This is a genomic window from Ohtaekwangia koreensis (genome assembly GCF_900167975.1).
Lineage (GTDB): Bacteria > Bacteroidota > Bacteroidia > Cytophagales > Cyclobacteriaceae > Ohtaekwangia > Ohtaekwangia koreensis.
In genome coordinates this window covers 2,523,599-2,547,846 of the sequence record NZ_FUZU01000001.1, presented here as the reverse complement: position 1 = coordinate 2,547,846, position 24,248 = coordinate 2,523,599, and the positions used below count along the sequence as shown (strand labels likewise).

Annotated in this window: 18 protein-coding genes; 1 reads left to right on the top strand and 17 read right to left on the bottom strand. The window is 43.1% G+C overall.

Annotated elements, in window-relative coordinates; genetic code table 11:
• Positions 1-41 precede the first annotated feature (41 nt).
• From B5Y40_RS10250 to B5Y40_RS10190, 13 genes are all read right to left on the bottom strand, one after another.
• Positions 42-626: a hypothetical protein gene (locus tag B5Y40_RS10250; RefSeq protein WP_079686575.1), complete on the bottom strand. Its 585-nt coding sequence runs from the start codon at positions 624-626 to the stop codon at positions 42-44.
• A gap of 34 nt (positions 627-660) precedes the next feature.
• Complete coding sequence (locus B5Y40_RS10245) at positions 661-3,057, bottom strand: DUF3536 domain-containing protein (RefSeq protein ID WP_079686574.1); 2,397 nt, start codon at positions 3,055-3,057, stop codon at positions 661-663.
• Between the two features lie 120 nt (positions 3,058-3,177).
• On the bottom strand, positions 3,178-5,142 hold the full coding sequence (glgB, locus tag B5Y40_RS10240; RefSeq protein ID WP_079686573.1) for a 1,4-alpha-glucan branching protein GlgB: 1,965 nt from the start codon (positions 5,140-5,142) through the stop codon (positions 3,178-3,180).
• A 156-nt stretch (positions 5,143-5,298) separates the two neighbouring features.
• On the bottom strand, positions 5,299-8,646 hold the full coding sequence (gene treS / locus B5Y40_RS10235) for a maltose alpha-D-glucosyltransferase (protein ID WP_079686572.1): 3,348 nt from the start codon (positions 8,644-8,646) through the stop codon (positions 5,299-5,301).
• Between the two features lie 3 nt (positions 8,647-8,649).
• On the bottom strand, positions 8,650-10,596 hold the full coding sequence (locus B5Y40_RS10230) for an alpha-1,4-glucan--maltose-1-phosphate maltosyltransferase (protein ID WP_079686571.1): 1,947 nt from the start codon (positions 10,594-10,596) through the stop codon (positions 8,650-8,652).
• Between the two features lie 161 nt (positions 10,597-10,757).
• A complete protein-coding gene (locus tag B5Y40_RS10225; RefSeq protein ID WP_143785685.1) occupies positions 10,758-12,470 on the bottom strand; it encodes an alpha-amylase family protein in 1,713 nt (570 codons plus the stop codon).
• Between the two features lie 215 nt (positions 12,471-12,685).
• Positions 12,686-13,063: a transmembrane 220 family protein gene (locus B5Y40_RS10220; RefSeq protein WP_079686569.1), complete on the bottom strand. Its 378-nt coding sequence runs from the start codon at positions 13,061-13,063 to the stop codon at positions 12,686-12,688.
• Positions 13,064-13,174: 111 nt separating this feature from the next.
• Positions 13,175-14,026, bottom strand: a complete 852-nt coding sequence (locus B5Y40_RS10215) for a sugar phosphate isomerase/epimerase family protein (RefSeq protein WP_079686568.1) — start codon at positions 14,024-14,026, stop codon at positions 13,175-13,177.
• A 22-nt stretch (positions 14,027-14,048) separates the two neighbouring features.
• Positions 14,049-17,363, bottom strand: a complete 3,315-nt coding sequence (locus B5Y40_RS10210; protein WP_079686567.1) for a ThuA domain-containing protein — start codon at positions 17,361-17,363, stop codon at positions 14,049-14,051.
• A gap of 52 nt (positions 17,364-17,415) precedes the next feature.
• Positions 17,416-18,123: a 3-keto-disaccharide hydrolase gene (locus B5Y40_RS10205; protein ID WP_079687152.1), complete on the bottom strand. Its 708-nt coding sequence runs from the start codon at positions 18,121-18,123 to the stop codon at positions 17,416-17,418.
• Between the two features lie 144 nt (positions 18,124-18,267).
• Positions 18,268-18,693 (bottom strand): c-type cytochrome, encoded by a 426-nt coding sequence (locus B5Y40_RS10200; protein WP_245840510.1) that lies wholly within the window; start codon positions 18,691-18,693, stop codon positions 18,268-18,270.
• 24 nt (positions 18,694-18,717) lie between these two features.
• Positions 18,718-19,770 (bottom strand): sugar phosphate isomerase/epimerase family protein, encoded by a 1,053-nt coding sequence (locus tag B5Y40_RS10195; RefSeq protein ID WP_079686566.1) that lies wholly within the window; start codon positions 19,768-19,770, stop codon positions 18,718-18,720.
• Positions 19,771-19,926: 156 nt separating this feature from the next.
• Positions 19,927-21,081 carry a Gfo/Idh/MocA family protein gene (locus tag B5Y40_RS10190; RefSeq protein WP_079686565.1) on the bottom strand — a complete coding sequence of 385 codons (1,155 nt, stop codon included), beginning with the start codon at positions 21,079-21,081 and terminating at the stop codon, positions 19,927-19,929.
• 266 nt (positions 21,082-21,347) lie between these two features.
• On the opposite strand from B5Y40_RS10190, the gene B5Y40_RS10185 reads away from it, so the two are divergent.
• Complete coding sequence (locus B5Y40_RS10185; RefSeq protein ID WP_079686564.1) at positions 21,348-22,388, top strand: aromatic ring-hydroxylating oxygenase subunit alpha; 1,041 nt, start codon at positions 21,348-21,350, stop codon at positions 22,386-22,388.
• Between the two features lie 86 nt (positions 22,389-22,474).
• Here B5Y40_RS10185 and B5Y40_RS10180 read toward each other — a convergent pair whose 3' ends face one another.
• The 4 genes from B5Y40_RS10180 to B5Y40_RS10165 all read right to left on the bottom strand — a co-directional run bounded on the left by B5Y40_RS10180 (position 22,475) and on the right by B5Y40_RS10165 (position 24,209).
• The gene (locus B5Y40_RS10180) at positions 22,475-22,789 is read right to left on the bottom strand and encodes a type II toxin-antitoxin system RelE/ParE family toxin (protein WP_079686563.1); all 315 of its coding nucleotides are present in this window, start codon (positions 22,787-22,789) and stop codon (positions 22,475-22,477) included.
• A complete protein-coding gene (locus B5Y40_RS10175) occupies positions 22,789-23,034 on the bottom strand; it encodes a hypothetical protein (protein ID WP_079686562.1) in 246 nt (81 codons plus the stop codon). The genes B5Y40_RS10180 and B5Y40_RS10175 overlap by 1 nt, the downstream gene beginning before the upstream one ends.
• 105 nt (positions 23,035-23,139) lie before the next feature.
• Positions 23,140-23,694, bottom strand: a complete 555-nt coding sequence (locus B5Y40_RS10170; protein WP_079686561.1) for a hypothetical protein — start codon at positions 23,692-23,694, stop codon at positions 23,140-23,142.
• Positions 23,695-23,825: 131 nt separating this feature from the next.
• A complete protein-coding gene (locus B5Y40_RS10165; RefSeq protein WP_143785684.1) occupies positions 23,826-24,209 on the bottom strand; it encodes a hypothetical protein in 384 nt (127 codons plus the stop codon).
• Positions 24,210-24,248: the final 39 nt, after the last annotated feature.

Sequence of the window (24,248 nt, the reverse complement as noted above, 5' to 3'; positions counted from 1 at the left end):
CTCTCGGATTCTGAAAGCCGGACGACAACCATGCGATGAGCCTATCGTATGTCACAGATCTGCTTTGGATTAAATGTTATATTCCAAACCGTATCTACTTTGAAAGCAGATTGCTCTGATGAAAATGCAGAGAAGCTATAGATGAGATGTATCGAATCAACATTCTCCTTACCAATTAACCCATCAGTAACAAATGCACTTAGCGTACAGAACTGTTTAGTATTGCTTACTTCAGCAGGATCATGCGAATGCTTCCACTTCGTATTAAAAGCTTCACGCATAAAGTGACGCATTAAATCATCCTGCTTGAGCTTGTCGTATTGCCAGGGAGCGTTATAATATTGGCGATGCAAATCGGCTCCGTAGTCTACAAATGGGGACCACTCCCCTACGCTCTCTTTGTAACGTATATATAGGCTTGGAGAAATACTGATCCGATGTTCGGTATAAAAGGGACCAATCAAAAAAACACGCTTGTACAGTAGAGCTATAGCGGTGCGATGAAGCGGATAGTATTTAGGCGTTATCGTAAAGTAGATACATGCCAGAACATGGATCACGATTATCCATGCAAAGCATGCTGCTACTTTCCGAATGTATACGTCATGAGAGCCCGATGAATTCACGGTAAAAATTAGCGATACCTTTTCAGGAAAGCAACTACTCCACTTTCACGCCCAGGTTGTCGCCAAGCAAGCTGAATTGTTTAATCCACTCTGCGGAGTGACCGTTGTGTTCTCTATTTTGAACCGACATCTCGAAATATAGATTCTGTGTTTTATAAAGATTGGGATTGATCTTAAAATCGCGCAGCAATGGGAACAACCTGTTGAGTCGTTCGATGCGTCTGATCGTCTGACCTTCACCGTGAATCCGCTTGAGTTCTTTAAATATACTCTCCCCTCCGAGCCGCTCAACTTTACCGGCATCTTCGATGCTTAATTTCCATTTAGAAAGCTCATTCATGATGCGCTCTACCTGGCGAATGTTAATCTTCTCCGTTTGAAAACAACGAACCAGATCAGCATTCAAAATATACTCAAACGTAGTACGGTAAGCATTGGGAATAGGCGTATCGTTGTTTGCCAGTGCATTGACCAACGGATAATCTCGATTATAAATTCTGCGCAGCGATTCCTCCAGGTCGTTCATGCTTTGCTGTGTGATCAGGTTGAACACCTTTCGCTTCTCATCCTGAAACAACTGCCATATAGTATATTTCTCCGGCCCAAAATATGTTTGCATCAACCCGATGATATCGCCTAACCTTCCTTCCTCGAAAGCCTTTACGATCTGCGTTTGCATAACGGAAAATTTATCGGCCTCCATATCCAGCGATATATTACCGATAATGTTATGCTGCCCCATATATATAACAGCAAAGGCAAACTTCTTCTCGGAACGCGTAACATTCGAGCGAACTTTTGTAACGCCCAGAACAAGTCTCTGTTCCCCTGCTTCCTTGCGGATAAAGATCTCGTTCTGCGTGGTATAGTTAAATACCGGGAACGACTCAGGATCCTCTTCAAAGATAGACGCTACTGCATAGTGCATACCTACACGTTGCAGGTTGGTCTTGGAAGGCAATACATATTTACGATAAATCTGTGCGCCATTCTCCAGTGAAGGAACATTGCTCGGTGCTGTTTCCAGTCTATGCAAAAACTCTTCTTCGAGGTTTGTTTCGCTAATCTGACTTACCAGCTGAATAGCGCGACATGCGTATTGCATGATCTGTGTTGTCTCTATACCGGAGATCTCATCGAAGAACCAGCCGCAGCTGGTATACATCAGCATGGCATTGCGTTGTACTTCCATGAGCCGCAGTACGTGATTCTGCTCCACATCTTTGAGACAATGCTCCTTGAGGAATTTACGAATCGTATCATCATTGCGTTCAAGGATTATATTGATATAGTCTTCACGAGCCTTCCACGGATCTTTTAATACTTTGGAAGCTTCACGTTCGAAGATGGTTGCCAATTCATCGCGCAGCCAATCCAGTGATTCCCGTAAGGGCTTTCTCCATTTCTGATGCCAGGTTGGTTTGCCTCCGGAGTTACAGCCACAGTCATTGCGCCAGCGTTCTACACCATGCACACAACTCCACGAACTGTTCTCGTGAATTTCAGCTTCATATACCGGAGGTTCCTTGGCCAGAAACTCCGCATAGTTTGTCAGGGAGAATCGCGTATTACGTTCTATATAGTCGAGGCAAAATGCCAGCGCCATATCACCATGCTTATGATGGTGACCGTACGTTTCACCATCGGTAGCGATGTGTACCAATTGGGGGCCATCACTTTTTTCATTAAAGGAATTTACCAGGCGATCGGCAAACTTCATCCCGTCATATAGTAGACCATCGAAGGCAACACCTTGTGCGATTTGTCCATCATAAAAGAACAATGCTATACTTTTCCCGGAAGGTAACTTGCAAGTATAGGGTCTTCGTGTGTCTATACTTTCGGTAGTGACCCCTGTCCACATAAGCTCGCCAATCTTGCGAATTGATTTTGCCTGACGCGGAGCGAGAATCGTAAACTTGATACCATGCTTTGCCAGCAGTTCAAGTGACTCTATATCTACTGCTGTTTCAGCCAGCCACATTCCTTCCGGTAAACGTCCAAAACGATGAATGAAGTCACGAATCCCCCAGGTGATTTGAGTCTCCTTATCGCGCTTGTTCGCTAATGGCAGAATGATATGATTATATACCTGTGCTATAGCGGAGCCGTGCCCGCCGAAGTTCTTTATACTTTCACGATCGGCTTCAATGATCGCATCGTATGTTTCGCGATCATTTTCCTGCATCCACGAAAGCAACGTTGCTCCGTAGTTAAAACTAATCTTCGAATAGTTGTTGATTATATTCTTGATGACACCGTCCTCGTTGAGAATACGTGAGGCTCCATTCGGGCCGTAGCATTCTGCGGAGATACGCTCATTCCAGTCGTGGTAAGGATGCGCTGAATCCTGAACTTCAATTACTTCGAGCCAGGCATTTTCACGGGGAGGCTGATAGAAATGTCCGTGAATGCAAATGTACTTTTCCAAATCCGTAAATCGTTATCCGTTAGTTGTTATCGTGAGTGTGATGTGTGTGCGTAATACACTGTATAAGAAGATTACGCTTTCTCCTGCTCACGATAACAATTTACTGACAACGGAAGACAGCTATGTCCCAATATCCCTCAACTCGAATTCATTCAATTCTTTATCAAGCTTCAGGATAGAAATCGCGAGCGGTGGTAAAGTTAATGAAATGGAATAATCCTGACTATGATATTTAACCGGGGAAGTCGTTAATAAACCTGAATTTATTACATCACTTCCGTGATATTGTTTGGCATCGGAGTTGAATATTTCCTTCCACTGACCGCGGTAGGGTACACCGATTCTATAATGATAACGAACCTCGGGAGTAAAGTTGCAAACGATGACAAGTACATCTTCCTTATGATCTGACAATCGTTGATAGGCTATTACGCTGTTGTCTCGATCACCATAATCGATCCAGCGGAATCCTTTATTATCAAAAGCATGCTGATATAAAGCCGGTTCGCGTTTATAAAGCATGTTCAGATCACGTAATATATTTTGTGCGCCTTTATGAACATCGTATTCCAGTAAATGCCAATCAAGACTTTTTTCATGATTCCATTCTGAAGATTGTCCAAATTCTCCCCCCATAAACAAGAGCTTTGTTCCCGGGTGAGTATACATATAGCTGTATAGCAATCGCAGATTGGCAAATTTTTTCCACTCATCACCAGGCATCTTCCCAAGCAGTGATCCTTTACCATGCACGACTTCATCATGTGAAAGCGGCAGCATAAAGTTTTCAGTGAAAGCATAAATAATGCTGAATGTAATTTCGTTGTGATGATATTTTCGGTGGATGGGATCTGTTTGAAAATAATGCAGTGTATCATGCATCCATCCCATCATCCATTTTTGTCCAAAGCCAAGCCCGCCAACATATGTAGGTCTCGACACGCCTGTCCATGACGTTGACTCTTCCGCGATGGTGATCGCATCGGGGAAATTTTTATACACCACTTCGTTCATTTCCTTGAGGAATGAAATGGCTTCGAGGTTCTCGTTTCCTCCGTATTGATTCGGAATCCATTCACCATCTTTGCGCGAGTAATCGAGATATAGCATGGAGGCCACAGCGTCTACGCGAATACCATCAATGTGATAACGCTCCAGCCAGAATAAAGCATTGCTGATGAGAAATGACCTTACCTCATTTCGTCCATAGTTAAATATATAGCTCTTCCAATCCGGGTGAAATCCCTTGCGGGGATCTTCATGCTCGAACAAAAACGTTCCATCAAATTTATATAGTCCGTGGGCATCGCCAGGAAAATGCGAAGGAACCCAATCGAGAATAACACCAATGCCCGCGCGATGGAAGCAATCTACCATATACATAAAATCCTCCGGGCTACCGTATCGGCTTGTAGGTGCAAAATATCCGGTGAGCTGATATCCCCATGAACCATAGAATGGATGCTCCATGATCGGCAGGAATTCAACGTGCGTGAAGCCCATATCTTTTACATAGGCCACAAGTTCTTCTGCCATTTCCGGATAGGTCAATGAACGATCATTCTCTTCTGCTTTTCTGCGCCACGAGCCATAGTGTACTTCATACACAGAGTATGGTTTGGGCTTGCCCGCAAGCTGTTTGCGTTCTTCCAGCCACGCGCTATCCTGCCACTCATACTTTGGTTCCCATACTATAGATGCAGTACGCGGTGGTGTTTCTGCATAGGCAGCAAAGGGATCTGCCTTCTCAAGATAATCTCCTGTGATGGAAAGTATAGCATACTTATAGGCTTCACCATGTTTAACATCGGGGAAGAAACACTCCCATATACCCGACTGATCCCAACGTGGATTAAGTTTATGAACACCATCTTTCCAGTTATTAAAATATCCGATAACTGAAACTGCGCGCGCATTAGGAGCCCATACCGCAAAGTATGTACCTTCTGTGTCACCATTGCTTACGACATGTGCGCCAAGCTTTTCATACAACTTATAATGCTTGCCGGATTTAAAAAGATATATATCAAAGTCCGTTAATAAACTGAAAGCATTATCTTCAACCTGTTTCGTTTTCTTTGCCATGGTGTCTTCGTGGATTACTTGCTTTAAAAAAATCAAAACCAGTTTCACAATACGGTTAAACGCTCATCCCCCTATATCCTGCTACACATTGTTAAACCACACTATACTTCTACTTTTTATTCTTTATATACTTCTACCCTTTACTCTTAATTTACTTTACTTCTTACTCTTCGTTTCCTTCCGCTCTTCTTTCTCTTCCTGGTAGCGCTTCATGTGATAATAAATTCCGCGCAGCGGTATCACAGTCCAGTCAGGGCGGCCATTGAGTTCGTAACCGAGTTCATAAATCGCTTTCTCCAGCAAGAACGTCCTCAACAACACATCATGTTCCGGTGATAATACCGTGCCCATGCCCATTCGTTCCATATATGCCCCTAAATAATAGCGCCCGATATAATGTTGCCACTGTTCTGCCCACGATTCGAGGAATTCTAAATCGCGGTCGCGGTAATTCTCATTCAGCAGAATTTTGCCGAACGCTGCATAATGAATCGAACGCATCATACCGGCCACGTCTTTGAGTGGGCTACGCTTCAATCGTCTTTCGCTAAAGGCAAGTCCGGGCTCTCCTTCAAAATCAATGATCACAAAATCTTTGCCGGTGAACAGCACTTGTCCCAAATGAAAGTCTCCGTGAATCCGGGTCTTGAATGTATTTATCTTTACCTGATATACTTCACTGAAGCATTCGAGGATGTTGTCTTCCAATGCTAATATTTTCTTCGCGAGTTCTTGTACCTGAGGATCCAGCTTGGGCAATGTTGCCTCCAATAAACTAAAGCGATCACGCACCATTTTACGAAGTGATGAATACATAGACCGCTGATAATTCGCGTTGAATTTCTCCACCGTGAATGCAGGGTTAGATGCGTCCGATGCTAAGGCAAGGTGCATCTCTGCGGTGCGTTGCCCTAATCGTACGATGCGCTCATAAAAGCCACGTCCTATATATTCCTGTATGATCTCCGGTGAGTCTTCAAATTTTATAGCCGACTTGTTTATTAACTTGGGAGGCTTCACGGCTTTACCTTTCACCATGACGCGTTCATAGAAACGTCCAACAGAATCAACGGACATTGCCCATGCTTCGCCCTGGTTCTCTACTTTCTCCTGTAGTAATCCGAAAACTATAGTCTTGCCTTCGTGATCATGGTACTCTATACTTCCAGCATACTTGGGACAATTCTGAAATGTAGTATGCTCGGATAAGAAGCGAATGATTTCAAGGTCAGGATTGATTTCCTTCTCTAGCTTACGATAGAATTTAAAGAAGTACTCATCATTGTAAATGATGGCCGTATTACTTTGATCGGTCTTGAGAATTTTGGAATCAACTTTTTTGTTTTTACCGAGTCGCGCAAATACACTGGAATTAAATTCGAGCTCTCCTCCACTATCGTCTTTCAGGCGAATCTCCTTCTCCATTCCCATGAACAGAAAATCGCGGAACACCTTATCATAGCTGCTGTCCATGATGAAACCGGAGCGGCCCTGAATTTCAGCGCGGCACACTACACTTTGCGTGGTATACTCTACGCGTTCAAGAATGCTATCAGAAGGTACGAACGTAAGCGGGAGAAAATATAGCTCCGGCAAACGCTGCACATAATGTACTTCAATGATGGTGAGATAATGTGTATCGCCTTCTACTTTTACCGGTATGGTTTTGTGAATCGCAATCTTGTTGATCACTTTTGCTTTACCACCAAACCAACGGCACTTCCGCATAAACGGTGGAAGTATTTTGCGTTCGAGGTTTCGTACTTCGTTATAGTTATCGAGTAAACGCTCCCATGATAAATCAGTACGTATCAACGGAAGTTCTCCACTTGCATCAGCCTTTTCTTTCTTCTCCGGAGTATCCGCCTGGAACCAGAAATATCCATATGGTCCGATCGTTATCGGGTAATCATTTTCTTCTACATTCATGAACCGATTCTGACTGAACGCTTCGGTCATCTCACAATCCCTATATTCGGAAAGATTGAGTGTCGCTGCCTGTGAAAATTGCGAGAGGTTGGCCACAACAATCACGCGTTGCTTTTCATCGGTACGTGCAAAGGCCAGCACTTTAGCATTACTACTCTCGATGAATTTCATCGTTCCTCTTCCAAAAATGTTAAGCCTCTTGCGCATGGCTATAACATGTTTGAGCCACCATAACAATGATGAAGGATTTTCTTCCTGTGTGGCTACGTTCACCGATTCAAATCTATATACCGGGTCGGTAATAATAGGAAGAAACAAGCGCTGTGGGTTTGCCGTAGAGAAGCCCGCATTCAGGTTCATGTTCCATTGCATCGGAGTACGCACACCAAAACGATCGCCCAGGTATACATTGTCTCCCATACCAATCTCATCGCCATAGTATATAACTGGCGTGCCCGGCAGCGAAAGCAGAATGGTATATAGCAATTCTACTTTTCTCCGATCGTTATTTAACATGGGAGCCAATCGCCTGCGTATACCGGTATTTACTTTCGAATTGGCATCACTTGCGTAAGCTTTCAGTAAGTAATCTTTTTCTTCTTCGGTAACCATCTCCAGACCGAGCTCATCGTGGTTACGCAAGAATACAACCCATTGGCAATTGGGTGGTGTGACCGGTGTTTGCTCGATGATATCTACGATAGGATAACTATCTTCCGTACGCAACGCCAGAAACATACGCGGCATCAACGGGAAGTTGAAGTTCATGTGACACTCTTCACCTCCTCCGAAATACGTCGCTGCGTCTTCGGGCCAGAGGTTCGCTTCCGCGATCAATACTTTATCTTTATAGTTCTTATCAATGTGCGAACGAAGCTTCTTTAAAAAGACGTGTGTCTGCGGAAGATTTTCGCAACTGGTTCCCTCCTCTTCAAAAAGAAATGCTGCAGAGCCCAATCGAAATCCATCGACACCCATCTTCATCCAGAAGTCAACGACTTTGATCATCTCCATCTGGACTTCAGCATTCTCAAAATTCAATTCGGGTTGATGCCTGTAAAAGCGGTGCCAATAGTATGCGCGCGCTTCCGTATCCCATGTCCAATTAGAAGCTTCAGCATCTGAAAACATGACGCGTGCTTCTTTATACTTATCCGTTGTATCACTCCACACATATAGGTCGCGATAGCGTGAACCTGATTTGGCCTTGCGTGAACGCTTGAACCACGGATGCTGATCGGAAGTATGATTCAGGATCAGTTCTATAATAACACGAATTCCTCTGCGGTGTGCTTCCTTCAGGAAAAATTTGAAATCAGTAAGTGTACCATAATCCGGATGTATATCTGTATGGTCGGTTACATCAAAGCCATCGTCCTTTAATGGTGACGGATAAAAAGGCAGCAACCAAAGTGTATTGATACCGAGGTCTTCGAGGTAATCCAGCTTTTGGATCAATCCAGGAAAATCGCCAATACCATCGCCGTTGCTGTCAAAAAAAGCCCTGACTGATACTTCGTAAAAAACAGCATCTTTAAACCAAAGCGGATCTCCGGATTTAATCGGTATACTCATGCGTTACATATAAGATTCGTGTACTTCCAGTTTAAACAAGTGGAACGGCATTTTATAAGGATCGATTTCCACATAGTTCCATTCTTGTGTCCAGGTATAATGATCGTCTGTCATTGCATCATATAGCTTTACATTGATATGATCGCCAATCTTTAGCAATGATTTGGGTAACTGGACATACCCGTTTTGCTTGTTATGTTGATCGAGATTTACCACTACCAATACAATACTGGAAAGATCATCGGTAGCTTTTACAAATGCCAGCAGGTTTGGATTCTCGATGAAACAGAAATGTATATTCCAGGTAGACTGAAGTGCTGCATGATTTTTACGTGCTTTGTTGATAATCGTAATGATGTCCGTCATACGATTTGTGCGCTTCCAGTCATATTGTTTTACCTCGTATTTTTCAGAGTTATAGTACTCCTCTTTACCTTCCATCGGTATATTATCGTAGAACTCATAGGCCGGCCCATATATACCATAGTTGGAGGATAGTGTTGCTGCCAGCGCCAGGCGGATTATAAATATATTCTCACCCTGGTGTTGTAAATGCCATGGTAAAATATCCGGTGTGTTGGGCCAGAAGTTAGGACGAAAATAATTGCGCGATGGTCCGTTTACCAGTTCATTCATATACTCGATGATTTCCGCTTTGCTTGTGCGCCACGTGAAGTAAGTATAGGATTGTGTGAAGCCGATCTTTCCCAATGAGGCCATGACCCTGGGGCGTGTAAACGCTTCGGATAAAAAGATTATATCGGGATATAGTTTGTTTACCTCCGCGATTGCCCATTGCCAGAATGGTATAGGCTTGGTATGTGGATTATCTACTCGAAAGATCTGAACGCCGTTATCAACCCAGAAGGTAATCACCGATTTAAGCTCCTGCCACAAGGCCATCCAGTCGTCTGTCTCGAAGTTAAACGGGTATATATCCTGGTATTTTTTCGGAGGATTCTCAGCATACTGAATGGAGCCATCCGGGCGTTGCTTGAACCACTGCGGATTTTCTTTTACATACGGATGATCAGGCGCACACTGAAAGGCCAGATCAAGCGCTATATCTATATGATAATGTTTTGCTTCGCGTATTAAACGCTTGTAATCTTCCAGTGTCCCTAGTTCCTGGTGTATAGATTTATGTCCGCCTTCATCACTGCCGATAGCCCATGGCGAACCAGGCTCACCGGGCTCTGAGTGTACATTGTTATTTTTACCTTTGCGATTAACTTTTCCAATGGGATGTATGGGTGGAAGATATAGTATATCAAATCCCATGGCTGCCACTCTGGGCAGAAGTTTTATCACGTCCTGAAAAGTTCCATGCTTTCCTTCGAGTGAGGCCGAACGGGGAAACAGTTCATACCAGGAAGAAAAGTTTGCCTTCTTATGCTCAACGGTAATGGGAAGAACTTTATCATAGAGCGTCTCGAACTCCACAAGTGGATAGTGATGAACGATCTCTTTAAATTCCTCACTTAATACATACTCGATCGCAGTGTTATAGGGGGCTTCGAGTTTGGTTGCTGCGTTCAGTAGCTCGTTGTTTTTATCTTTGGCAAGTTTCTTTAAAATGATCGCTCCCTCCTGAAGCTCCACTTTCACATCTACATGTGCTGCAGCTTTCTTTTTGAAACCATCATACCAGGTTTCGAAGTGGTCGATCCAGGCGACTACGGTATATAAATATGAACACTTCTGCTGAACATGAAATGTACCTTTCCACGAGTCGTTCATCACGTGCAGCATTTCTACGGTTGTCCACTCTGCATCACCGTCCTTTTTATACCATACCTGTGCGCGGATATGATCGTGGCCATCACCAAATATATCTGCGGTTACATCTACCCGTTCACCAACGGTTCGTTTTGCCGGATACAGCCCGCCATCTACCTGTGGCTGTACATTTTCAATCATTACTCGCGATTGTCCTTTGCGTTCTTGCATCTGCCTGCTAATTTTTTATGCGCTATACATGCTATACGTTGCTGTTGTATTACGATGTTCCAATTATATTCATCAGACATATCTGATCGAATGGAACTCTATATTTCAACATTTTCATTTCTACACCACACTTCACGATCTATAAGTTGCTTTGCAGCATGCTATTTGATCTTGAAAATAAACGAGCTATACGGTTTCAATTTCAATTCAAAGGTCAGGTTCTGATCAAACCCTACTTCAGCTTCACGCCACAGCAGGTCACGGGCTATATAGCTGCCTGCCGGATCAAGGCCTGCCTGCTGAAATGCTTCACGTGGTATCTGTACTTTCACCACCTGCTCGGCTGCATTATAGCTTGTGAGGATCAATAACCGTTCCTCGCCAGAGAACCGCAGAAAGGCATGCACCTTATCTGTGAAATTCCCGGCTGCTATATTCGAAGCTGTCAGGTCAATATACTCTCCTGCCACTAGTGCCGGATTTTTAGAGGCCAGATTCAACAAGTCGCTATAAAACAAACGCAATTGCTTTTGTTCGAGTGATAATGAATCGCCATCGAACTTGCCTCCATTCATCCACTTTTGATGTTCAGGAACTCCCCAATAATCAAAGATGGTAGTGCGTCCATCATCACCTTGAAAACCTTTTGTACCGGCACCAGGCTCGCCCACCTCTTGTCCAAAGTATATCATGACGGGACCATTATCCAAGGTAGCACTGACAACCATGGCAGGAACAGCTTTCCACGGATCACCGGCAAAGTACGGAGAGGCAATGCGTTGTTCATCATGATTCTCCAGGAAATGCAGCATGTTCTGATGTATACCTTCCTGCGTCTGGCGGATCGAATGAATGTCGTGGGTATTTGCCTTACCCTGTACCAGCAATCGAAGCGTATCGTATAGTTGAACTTTATCATACAGAAAATCAAACTTCCCGGTATGTATATAATTATTATACTGTGCCGGGTTATAAATCTCTGCTATAAATATTATCCCCGGATGTTGTGCTTTTACGATTGGTATAGCCCAGCTCCAGAATTCTACCGGAACCATTTCGGCCATATCACACCGGAAGCCATCTACTTTCTTACTAGCCCAGAACAAGAGTATATCTTTCATCTTTACCCATGTATCAGGTATAGGATCCAAAAATGTTCTGCGTCCATTCTGGATATCAACACCATAATTCAGTTTCACGGTTTCAAACCATTCGTTTACTCCGGGGCTTGCTGTGAACTGATCGTTGCCGGTAACTTTTGCCGGTGTTTCTTCAAACTTGCCATCGAGCGTTGGAAACGTTCCGCCTCCCAATGGTTTATACCCTGCCGGCACCTGGAACGATTGTCCCGGCAGATAATAAAAATTATTGGATGCACTGAAGGCAACATTCTTATCATCAGTTTCACCCAGGTCTTTTACACCGGCAGGTTTTTTATCTGACTTATAGGAACGTGCTACATGGTTGGGAACAAAATCGACAATCACTTTCAAACCTTCTGCATGTGTACGTTCGATCAAATGTTCAAACTCCGTCATACGACTATTAACATCCGAAGCAAGGTCGGGGTTAACATCATAGTAATCTTTTATAGCATAGGGAGAACCCGCGCGCCCCTTTACGACATCGGCATCGTCCAGGGGAATTCCATACTTGGTATAATCCGTCAATACTGCATGCTCGAGTACACCGGTGTACCATACATGTGTGATACCGAGCGCATGCAAAGACTTGAGTGCCGCGGGGTTGATATCATTAAACTTCCCTACTCCATTTTCTTCAATAGTGCCATACGGTGTATTGGTCGTCTTCTTATTGCCAAAGAGGCGTGTCATCAACTGATAGATCACAATTTTCCCCGAGGATTTTTCCATAGGTATAACAGGTGGAATTTTTTCTTTTGATCTCGAACAACTCACCAACAGGCAAGCTGCAAAAAGGAACACAAAAACTCTTCTCATAAAGACATGAAGATAATAAATTACACAGGATTAGATAGAGTTTTGAGTATTGAGGGTAAAGAGTTTATTGTGTATAGACAGCTTCTCAAAACGTAGCCATAAAGAATCCGCATCACGTCTATACTATTTCAGCGTGACGCTACACGTGTCTTTCGCGCACGATACAGATAACCTGCAAGTACGGCAATGCAGATGAGCAACCCCAAAAATTCGCGAGACTCTTCAATATAGAGGTGCTCCATTTTTGCTACATCATCAAACAAAGCAGAACGATTATCATGCTGAAGCCATTCTATAACACCCGGTATATAAAAAAAACTATAGGCGGTATAGATCAGGAGGACTGCTATAAGAGCCTTACGGGAATAGAAATCAAACATGGCCATCACACAAAAAACAGCCATCACACCATAGATCAAAATCCAGATTACAGGATCAGGGTCGTTGAGCTGAAGAAAGGCAAAGCCCATAAACATAATGGCCAGAATGAAGTTGACAACACGCATAGTGAACCGTTAAAATGAAAATGGTGTCAATGTAAAATAGCGAGCGGTATAAAACAAAAAATGTCGGGCAATAACGCCCGACATCTTCCCAGTAAACAAAAAACAAAAAAACTATAATATCGTCTTCAGATATTTGGCACTCGCGCCAACGCTATCAATCGGAGCACCTGGATATGTTTCCTGCTCTACATAGTAATGCTTCATTCCAGAAACTTTGGCTTTCGCGAAAATCGCTTTCCAGTCAATCGTTCCTGTTCCAACATCAGCATTCCTGCCACGATCTTCCTTGCTCATATCCTTTACATGCCACTGCTCGAAACGTCCTGGATATTTCTCGAAGTATTTAATCGGATCATAGCCTGCGTTTACCACCCAGAAAATATCCATCTCCATACCTACTTTCTTCGGATCGAGTGTTGCCAGCATCACATCATATGGAATCTGATCATCTGTTTTTTCAAATTCAAATGCGTGATTGTGATAGCCTAAACGAATGCCATGCTTGTTGCAGATCTCACCGGCCTTGTTGAGTTCGCCGCAGAGTTTCTTAAAGGTTTCAATGGAGCCACGTTCTTCAGCAGCAATCCAAGGCACTACCATATTGGATTGTCCTATAGCTTTCGCATCGGTAACAGCTTTCTCCCAATCACCGCGGACAATGTCCCAACCATAGTGACCGCTTGTTACTTTCATTCCGAGGCTCTTCACATATTTACCGAACTCCAGAAAATCCATTCCGAATATTTTGCCATTGCTATAGCCATAGGTTTCAAGCTCTTTGTAACCGAAGCTTGCTACCTTTTGCAATACACCTTTCGGATCGGCAGGTATGGTATCGCGTAAAGTATAAAGTTGAAGCCCGAGCGTGGATGCTTTTACTTTACCTGCTGCCAGAAAGGTTGGCAGTGAAAGCAAACCCGCTGCCGCGAACGATGCTGTTTGTACAAATTCTCTTCTTTTCATGGTTGTAGGTTATTAATGGGCTCTATTTATTCAATAATTCTATACCACCAAAGTAAAACAAAGTTTTGTTTCCTGCACCTTCATTTTTAAAGACAATATATAAATCGTGATATCCGGTTGAAGGTTCCAGATTAGTGGTGATGGCTTGTAATCCTTTACCCGATGCGCGGCCTTTGCCTAGCAATTTTCCATCGGGTTTATCAAGGTGTATTTCAATTTCACCACCGGGCTGATCGTCTCCGAGGAACGGAAGCAGTTTGGCTTTCTTCACACCTGAGAGATCAATGTTTTTAAAGCTTGCGTGTGCTGTGTGCCTTACATTTTCAAGGGCAATATTTCCACCCCAGTTCAACACGCGAACTAAATGAAGATCGGTAGCCTGGTCTGCTTTGAGCATCGGACTGCGAAGTACCAAGGTAGCCGTTGATCCGATCGAAGGAACCGGAGCAGCACCCTTGTCGTAATACGAAACGGTAAGCAAGTAAGCACCCTCCGTTTCTTTTCCGGTAGTGACGCTGCCGCTCAATGGAAGTTTCTTCGCTGCTTTCTCATCGGCTAATGAAAGTATATAGTTTACCATCTCCTTGGCATCTTCAACACTTATTTGAGGATGCGCGGCCATCTCTGTATTACCCCATACACCTGAACCTCCTTTGATGATCTTCGCTGCGAGGTAATCAATAGCTCCGGTTTGTGATTTATACTTTGCTGCTACTTCTTTATAGCTTGGACCTGCAGAACGCTGATCAATGACGTGACATGATTTACAATCACTTTTAGCAATCAATGCTTTACCAGGCAACTCGGCTGTCGGCACCTGGTGTCCTTGTGCTACTTTGGTGATATCAAAACCTTTGAGGTAATCGAATGATATAGTAACAGCATCGGCTTTGATGGTGCCATCCGTTGTAGAACCGTCTTCTTTATCAGATACTTTTACTGCATAACTGATTTTTGTATTCGGGAAGAAGAACGTTTTATTTCCTTGTGTCACGGAAGCTTCAATTACCGAAGGCTCGTTACCGGCCGTTACCTGTGTCGCTGCGTTGCTGCTATTGCCTTTGTCATCGGTAACTTTCAGTTTGGCAGTATATACTCCCGGCTTATCAAACGTGACGGCAAAATTGCCATCGTTCGTAGTATAGGTCTTGCCTTCTGCTTCGAGTACATATACCAGTGAATCTTCAGTATCATAATCCATACTTCCCTTCGAAGAAAATGTAACGGTGAGCGGAACAGAGCCCGATGCTTTATCTACAGAAAGCTTTGCTACCGGTGTACGATTGCCTCCGTTATAGTCGATGCGTACCAGGCGAGCATCCAGATTTTGTGCAAACCACTTGGTACCATATTCAATCATATATAGTTTACCATCGGGACCGAACGACATATCGATGACGTTATTGAAAGTAGTATTCGCCATGAAAGGCTCCATGTCTGCAATCTTACCGGAAGCATCAAAGCTTACCAGGAAGATCCAGTTTCTCATCCAGTCGTATGCAATCAGTTTACCATCGAAGTAATCGGGGAAGGCCGTGTCTTTACCTGTATACTGATCGCTATAGTATATAGGTCCGGCCATAGCGTTGCGTCCGCCTTCTTTCACCATCGGAAACTCTTCTGACTTGGCGTATGGATAATAGATCAATGCGGGTTGTGCCGGAGGTAATTCTTTCTTACCTGTATTGTTTGCTGATTCATTGAGGGGCTTTGCTGGATCCCACGAGCCATTGCTTTTCTGTGTTGCAAAGTCGTGCTTCATATAGGCAAAGTTCTTCCCTACAAAGTATGGCCAGCCATAGTTACCCGGCTTCGTGGCCATATTGATTTCATCATGACCGCGCGGACCACGAAGAGAATCTGATTCCCCTGCATCAGGACCAACCTCACCCCAAAATAATATACCTGTCTTTTGATCTACTGAAATACGATATGGATTGCGGCAACCCATCACATATATTTCCGGACGTGTACCAGCTTCTCCTTTTGCAAACAGGTTTCCTTCCGGTATAGTATAGGTACCATCGGCTTCAGGATGAATGCGTAAGATCTTACCGCGAAGGTCATTGGTATTGGCCGATGACTTCTGTGCATCAAACGGGCTGCGTCCTACACGTTCATCGGAGGGACTAAATCCATCTGATTCGAAGGGAGAAGAGTTATCACCGGTGGATAAGAAAAGATTTCCATTGGCATCAAAGGTCAATGATCCTCCTGTGTGGCAGCAGGTCTCGCGTTGTGTGGGCACTTCCAATATCACTTTCTCCGAAGCCATGTCCACTTTATCTGTAAAGATAAAACGCGACAAAACGTTCGCAGACTTTTCAGGGTGGGAATAGTATACATATAGCCACTGATTCTGATCGAAGGCCGGATCGGCTGCTATACCCAGTACACCGTCTTCAAACTTGGTGCCTACATTCATGGTGTTGACAACCTTTACTTTTCCGTCTTTCGGATCATATAGTTTGACATCGCCTTTGCGTTCAACAAAAATAATCCGGCTATCTTTCAGCACGACCATTTCTGTTGGTTCATTGAGATTAAAGTCAAGAACAGTTTTTGTAAAGCGATTATCTTCAGGCGCTACTTTGGCTGTTACTTTAGAGTAATCCAGCGTTGCATTTTCTCCTATAGCATATTGAATGCCTTGCAATACATGCTGCATGTATAGTGAGTCGGAATAACTTTCATGCGTGTGGCCCATGCCGGTATAGAACGACCGGCCTCCGTCAAACTCGTGATACCAGGCAATCGGATGACTCGTTCCATTTTGTCCGCCTTCATAAGAAGACTCATCGAGGTTGTAGATCACATTGATCTCCTCGGATATATTCTTGTAATTATACCATTCGTCTTTACGTGTCCAGCTATCGGGCAAAGTATTGGGACCGAAAGGTTTTACTTTCTTCAGTGTTGCGTCCTGTATATGCGGATGGCTCTTGAAGTAAGCGCCTACCAATCGACCGTACCATGGCCATTCGTATTCCGTATCTGCGGCTGCGTGAATACCAACAAATCCTCCTCCGGCTTGTATATAGCGCTTGAAGTGACTTTGCTGCTGAAGGTCCAGAACATTATTGGTGGTGTTCAGAAAAATTACCGCGCTATATTTCTTCAGATTCTCTTCGTTAAATACACTGGCATCTTCTGTAGTATCTACATCGAAATTGTTCTTCGCGCCAAGCTCGATCAGCTTTACTTTACCAGTGCTGATGGACTCATGGCGGAAACCGTTGGTTTTTGAAAAAACCAGTACGCGTCCACGTGATCTATCCTGCTTGCATGAAAGCAAAAGGCAGAACAATACAATTATTGCTAAATAGGAATGCTTCATAATGAGTAGAAATTAAAATGCCTGAGAAGTATATATCTCAGGCATTCATGTGTTATTTCAATTCGCGGATCTTAATGTTTCTGAAGGAAACTTTGTCACCGTGATCCTGAAGTGCTATATGTCCTTTTTTCGCTTTACCAAAATCAGGCATGGACTTGAACTTGCTATTCTTCACCATTTCGTCCCAGGCAGCATCATGCATGGCAAAGGTCACCACTTTTGTTCCGTTGAGCCAGAATTCATATTTGCTGTTCTTGGCTATAATTTTTGCAACGTTCCACTCTCCTGCCGGCTTCACGGTTTCTTTGGAGCAAGGTATAAGATCATACAGATCGCCTGCGCGATGCTTGTGAATTTTCGCATCGGGGTGACATGAATTGTCAAGCACCTGCATCTCTGGTCCCGTAAGGTATACATGATCATACTTTGCATCCTCCACTACATTGAAAAGAACGCCACTGTTTGCACAGGCGCTTACTTTCCACTCCAGTGTTAATTCATAATTTTCATACTCACTGTCGGTAACAATATCACCTCTTCCTTCTTTCGAAGAACTGTCGAGGTATAATTCACCATCAGCGATTTTCCAGGCAGCACCATCTGACTTGTTGTTGAAAACATGCCAGCCTTTTGTGCTGCTTCCATCGAACAAAAGTTTCCATCCTGCTTTTTCTTCAGCGGGTGTTAATTTGTTCTGTGAAAAACTATCCAGAGAAGATAGAATCATAAGCGTAATTACGAGCGTCCGGAAACATTTCATCTGCATTTGGGTTTAGGTGGATGAAAAAGAAATGCCCACACAACGTTAAGATGATGGACATTTCTGGTTTGGGTTAATTGATTGGTTGTTGTTATCTAAAAAACAAAGGTGCCTGATATATATACCGAGGCACCTGTTGCTATATTAGTCCTTTGGTTTTTCGCCATCAAGCGAAAGCACGTACATCGCCATTTTTTCTGCATCAGCCTGAGAAACATCAGCGTGTGGAGACATCGGGATTTCACCCCAGTTACCACTTCCTCCGTTGATGATCTTACCTGCTAACATAGTTACATTTGCCTTTGTAAATTCATACTTTTTAGCAACTTCCATATGTGCAGGACCAACAATCTTGTTGGTTGGATGATGACATGTTTTGCAATCACTGCCATCTACCAATGCCTGACCTTGTGCGATCTGATCTTCGGCAGAAGCTGCTTTAGGTTCTGCTGTTTCATAATCGTTGTATGCATCTGCCTCTTCTTTCTTTTCTTCTTTTTTCGAACCGCATGATGTCAAAGACATGCCCGCCACTCCGACCAAGGCAATGAGTACAAATAGTTTTTTCATGTTCTGTTTTTGTTTGTATAGTATTTATATTCCTAAAATTCTCTTGTTGAGTTTTTGATCTTTACCCACCGATGCAAAATCATCAAAGGTCTTATCCGTTGCACGGATGATATGACTCTTGATAAACGGTGCACCTTCTGCGGCACCTTGTTCAGGATGCTTCATACAGCATTCCCATTCAAGCACTGCCCAGCCTTCGTAACCATACTGTGTAAGTTTACTGAAGATGGATTTAAAATCAACCTGACCATCGCCCAATGAACGGAATCTTCCGGGACGATCGATCCAATCCTGGTACCCTCCATATACTCCACTCTTCCCGGTAGGATTAAACTCTGCATCCTTTACATGGAACATCTTAATGAAGTCATGATAGAAGTCTATATATTGAAGATAATCAAGTTGCTGCAATACAAAGTGACTTGGATCATACAGGAGATTACAACGCTCATGTTTACCGGTAGCTTCCCAGAAGCGTTCAAAAGTTATACCATCATGAAGATCTTCTCCCGGGTGAATCTCATAACAAAGATCAACCCCAGCCTTGTCAAAGGCATTGAGGATCGGAAGCCAGCGTTTTGCCAATGCCGCGAAGCCATCTTCTACTAATCCGGCAGGACGTTGTGGCCACGGATATACAGTATGCCACATCAATGCACCGGAGAATGTAGCATGTGCATTCAATCCTAGATTACGACTTGCTTTTGCTGCATACTTCAATTGTTCTACAGCCCATGCCGTTCTTTCCTTTGGATTTCCACGCAGCGCTTTGGGTGCAAAGCCATCGAATAATTCATCATAGGCATTGTGTACGGCTACCAATTGACCTTGAAGATGTGTAGATAATTCTGTTACCTGTAATCCACATGATTCGATGATACCTTTCCACTCATCACAGTAATCTTTACTCTCGGCCGCTTGTTTCAGATCAATGCAGCGTGCATCCCATGTAGGAATCTGCACCCCGACATAACCCAGTGAAGCAACCCATTTACATATAGTCTTCAGATTATCAAAGGGCGGCTGATCGCCCATGAACTGCGCCAAAAATATCGCAGGTCCTTTTATAGTTTTCATTTCCTTTTGATGCTTGTTTGTTTTATATACACTCCGCTTTAAACGGCCTGCTGCCAGCTATGCGCTGCTAAATATCTTTTCAATTAGCAACGTTATACTAACACTTATACTATAGTTATCAGCTACTAACGTTAAGCAGCTGATAACTGAAAGCTGTTACTTAAGCGGTGTCCACTTCTTACTTGAGTTTGCAGACTTCACTACGGTTTGTACAAAGTTCATTCCGCGTACGCCATCTTCAACATCGGGGAAATCATATTTCGTATAGTTGATTTTTTTACCGGGTTTGTAATCGCGTACTGCCTTTGTAAAGGCGCGGTATATATTTGCAAAGGCTTCGAGGTATCCTTCCGGGTGACCAGCAGGTGTACGGGTGAAAGCTTTTGCATCATCAGACAAATAGGATTGTCCTGCACGAATAATTTCCATCGGTCTACCAAGCCATTTTACGACCAGTGTATTCGGCTCCATCTGTCTCCATTCCAAACCACCTTTCTCTCCGTAGATACGAATGTTCAGGTTGTTCTCTTCACCGGCAGCAACCTGCGTTGCCATCAAAATTCCGGAAGCACCATTTTCAAAACGGATCAACATAGAAGTATCATCATCGAGGTGACGACCTTTCACTACCGTATTCAACATAGCGCACACTTCTGTGATCTTCAAGCCAGTTATATACTCTGCCAGATTCGCAGCATGTGTACCTATATCTCCAATAGCACCACCCATACCGGATTGTTTTGGATCAGTTCTCCAGGAAGCTTGTGCATTACCAGACTTCTCTAACAAAGTTGATAACCATCCTTGTGGATACTCTACATATATCTTTCTGATCGCGCCAAGTTTACCGGCCGCTACCATGTTACGCGCTTCTTTCACCAGCGGATAGCCGGTATAAGTATGCGTAAGTCCTAATATTAATCCAGTCTTATCAACTACTTTTTTCAATGTCTTTGCTTCTTGCAGAGAGAAAGCGATTGGTTTTTCAACAAGCACATGAAATCCACTTTCCAATGCCATCTTCGATGGACCAAAGTGCACGTGATTCGGTGTAACTACCGACACGAAATCAATGCGTTCGCTGGCAGGAAGTTTAGCTTCCTTCTCAAACATCTCCTGATAAGTTTCATACACGCGATTGGGATTCAGATACAAAGCTTCACCAGTTGCTTTCGATTCACCCGGTACTACGCTGAAGGCACCAGATACTAATTCAATTTCTCCGTCAATGCCGGCAGCTTTACGGTGAACTGGTCCAATAAAAGAGGTGAGGCCACCTCCTACCATTCCCATGCGCAATTTTCTTTTCATCTGTATTATAATTGGTTAAAAGTTAAGATTTATGGAGAATCCATCATTGCTGCCAGTAAGAAGCATAAGATAAACCGATGGACATTTCATTCGTTTGAGATTTGCTGCAATAAAATATTATCGGGGCGAAAAGTAAACAAATAAAATTACCGGAATCGATTGCACTATAAGCTGACGGTTACAATTTTTTAATTTTTTGAGCATTTGGTATTTCCGTAAGCTTACGATTGAAATCGTTACTTTTGCTATTTAGCCAACTTCCGAAAATGACTGAATCGCTCTTCCTCAGAAACCTCTGGTACTTCGCCATGCATGGCTCCTTTCTGAAGCCTGGAAAACTTGTGTCGAAGGAAATACTGGGAGAGAGAATCGTGTTTGGTGTAGACGAAAATGATAAGCCTTTCGCACTGCGTGACAACTGTCCACACCGGGGTGTGCCGCTCTCTGAAGGATGGTATGATGGCAAAGAAATACAGTGTGCTTATCACGGTTGGAAGTTTAACCAGACCGGTACCTGTACAAGTATACCAGCCTTAGCTGATGATAAATTCGATTGCTCGAAAATCAAGGTGTTCAGGTATCCTTGCAAGAATATAAATGGAACGATCTGGATTTATATACCTGCCAACAAAACACAACTGCAGGGTGCTGAAGAACGTGTGCCTGATTTACTGATTCCTTCATCTGAAAAATTCAGATTTGTGGAAAAGGTAACGATGCCCGCAGATATAGATCAATCTGTGATCGGCCTTATAGACCCGGCTCACGTTACGTTCGTGCATCAATCCTGGTATTGGCGTTCTGCTAAAAAACTGAAACTAAAGGAAAAACATTTCGCGCCGGTAGATCTTGGTTTCAAGATGGTGCGTCATAAACCTTCTTCCAATTCGAAAGGATATTCAATATTGAAAGGAGAAACTTCAACAGAGATTAACTTCCAGCTTCCGGGGAATCGCTTTGAACATATACGGGTTGGCAAGCACGAGATTGTTTCCATTACATGCCTCACTCCTATCAACGAAAATGAAACCGAACTCAATCATATCTTCTATGCATCGTTTGGTTTTATAAAATACTTCTGGTGGCCGCTGCGCTATTTAGGAAAACAATTTATACACCAGGACTTGGGTATATTTCAAAAACTCAAGAAGGGTCTTGAGTCAAAACCAACGCTCATGCTATTGGGCGAACCCGATGCACAAGCCCGTTGGTACCATGAGCTAAAACGTCAATGGGATCTATCGCAACAGAACAATACACCGTTTGAAAATCCTGTGAAGGAGAAGACACTGCATTGGATAACGTAAGATAGCGGCAAGCTTGAGTTTTGAGTTAAGAGTTAAGAGGTGAATGATCCGGCTAAGATAACTGGCTAATATATACTTAATGTGATTTAGTTTTTTTCAGTTCCAGAATCAGGATGCTGACTGGTGTGGATGATATCGAGTATTAAGACATCCTTATCTAGAATTTTGTATACTATCTTATAGTGCCACTTTGTTACGGAGCGATAGTTATCACCTTTACCAAAAAGAAAGCTTTCCCTCGAAAACCCTTCCGGAAATGCATCTAAACTCTTGATCAGCTTTAGCAATTCTTTACGAACTCTGGCCGCAGCACTTGGTGAGTCTTTTTTAATAAAAAGTACGATTTCATGCAACGATTTTTCGGCAGTTTCAGAGACTACTACCCGGTATAACACCTTCATTACCAAGTCTCCGATTGCTTATCCAATTCGTCAATAGTCTTATAATTTCCTGCTTGATATTGTGTTTCGGCCTCTTCAACTTTATTAATAAAATCCTGATGCGTTATCGCGTTACCTTGCACATCGTAGCCAACAACAGGATTCTTACTCTGCTCCAATAATTTCCGCACTTGCTCCAAAATCTTCGCATCACCGATGCGAAGAAGTTTTTCTATTAACAAAAGTTTTTCAGCTTGAATATCCATTGTGCTTGCGGATAGCTCTTATACAAATATACCAACTTTTCAATTTGATTTTCCAATAGCCAGTAGCCCCCTCCTAATTCAAACTGGTTTACTCGAAGCTAATTTTCACCAGTCATCTTTTGCAATCTTTTTCTCTTGTGGTATATATTGAAGCTTATCGGTAAAGGCTTTGTCGAGGAGTCCTAGCGTGTTGGGTTTGCACCATTCAGGATTGAGAATTGTTCCATTATTCTTGGCTGCATAACTGGTAAGTTTATCTTTTTCAGTGATATTTTTATAACCAATGTTACCCGTTAGCTGAATCGCGTGAACCGTAATACGATATTTGCCATCCTTCACTCCGATCACAACTTTGCCGCTATATTTTCCGGTTTGAATAATGGGAGGCGTAGCAACTTGTGTGAACTGAAATTTCTTATAGTCGACAATCAAATCGTTCAGATCAAAAGTCACTTCATCGCCAGTGGATTGAAGATTAGACAAGTACGGTAACGTCTTGTAGTATTCAGCAACTTTGGTAGCAGTAACAGAATCCTGAACAAAGATCTTTTGATAAATGATTTCCTGGTCAACCAATTTAAAATTGCCGTATGCTGTATTGCCTTGTGCCTGGATAAAGAATGGAACAAGGATAAGAAGAAAAGTAAATAGATTTTTCATGCGATGACTTTGATCAAAGGTACAGAACATAGTGAAACGAAAAATACGATTCACAGGAAAGGCGGACTATTTAACTAACAAAACCCAATTACCAGGAACGCCCGAGAAGCATAAAGTGAATAGAGAAGAAATTAGTGAATCGTATAGGTAAATAATGTCGGCTGCCGCTGGAACGAAAACTGGACGCGCAGGTATGAAAGAGCGCCAGATTTTTTGAGACTCACGGAAGGCCGTGATTCACGAAGTTGTCCGTTTACATCAAATATATGTGTGGTGCGTATTCTGCCATTCTCTGAATACGTAGTATAGCTGGATGTTTGCCAGTATTGCCCTGGGGCGTACGAATCTGCAGAACTTAAAACAGGGGCATGCTTTATAGCGCGGAAGCTAAAAGTATCAGAAGTTTTCTTTGTTCTGAAGAAACTGAGAAGTGAGTTGCTGCTTTCCGAAGATTTTATTTGGGCTGAAGCGTGAAGCGAGCTGATGACAAGCAGTGACATTATAAATGTTCTCATAGAATACTTGTTATGTAAACAAGATACTAAAATCTTTTC

Coding starts and splice junctions, on each gene's coding strand:
- glgB (WP_079686573.1), bottom strand. CDS start 5,142: ATGGCAAAGAAAACGAAACAGGTTGAAGATAATGCTTTCAGTTTATTA.
- treS (WP_079686572.1), bottom strand. CDS start 8,646: ATGAGTATACCGATTAAATCCGGAGATCCGCTTTGGTTTAAAGATGCT.
- B5Y40_RS10230 (WP_079686571.1), bottom strand. CDS start 10,596: ATGCAAGAACGCAAAGGACAATCGCGAGTAATGATTGAAAATGTACAG.
- B5Y40_RS10225 (WP_143785685.1), bottom strand. CDS start 12,470: ATGGAAAAATCCTCGGGGAAAATTGTGATCTATCAGTTGATGACACGC.
- B5Y40_RS10220 (WP_079686569.1), bottom strand. CDS start 13,063: ATGCGTGTTGTCAACTTCATTCTGGCCATTATGTTTATGGGCTTTGCC.
- B5Y40_RS10215 (WP_079686568.1), bottom strand. CDS start 14,026: ATGAAAAGAAGAGAATTTGTACAAACAGCATCGTTCGCGGCAGCGGGT.
- B5Y40_RS10210 (WP_079686567.1), bottom strand. CDS start 17,363: ATGAAGCATTCCTATTTAGCAATAATTGTATTGTTCTGCCTTTTGCTT.
- B5Y40_RS10205 (WP_079687152.1), bottom strand. CDS start 18,123: ATGAAATGTTTCCGGACGCTCGTAATTACGCTTATGATTCTATCTTCT.
- B5Y40_RS10200 (WP_245840510.1), bottom strand. CDS start 18,693: ATGAAAAAACTATTTGTACTCATTGCCTTGGTCGGAGTGGCGGGCATG.
- B5Y40_RS10195 (WP_079686566.1), bottom strand. CDS start 19,770: ATGAAAACTATAAAAGGACCTGCGATATTTTTGGCGCAGTTCATGGGC.
- B5Y40_RS10190 (WP_079686565.1), bottom strand. CDS start 21,081: ATGAAAAGAAAATTGCGCATGGGAATGGTAGGAGGTGGCCTCACCTCT.
- B5Y40_RS10185 (WP_079686564.1), top strand. CDS start 21,348: ATGACTGAATCGCTCTTCCTCAGAAACCTCTGGTACTTCGCCATGCAT.
- B5Y40_RS10180 (WP_079686563.1), bottom strand. CDS start 22,789: ATGAAGGTGTTATACCGGGTAGTAGTCTCTGAAACTGCCGAAAAATCG.
- B5Y40_RS10175 (WP_079686562.1), bottom strand. CDS start 23,034: ATGGATATTCAAGCTGAAAAACTTTTGTTAATAGAAAAACTTCTTCGC.
- B5Y40_RS10170 (WP_079686561.1), bottom strand. CDS start 23,694: ATGAAAAATCTATTTACTTTTCTTCTTATCCTTGTTCCATTCTTTATC.
- B5Y40_RS10165 (WP_143785684.1), bottom strand. CDS start 24,209: ATGAGAACATTTATAATGTCACTGCTTGTCATCAGCTCGCTTCACGCT.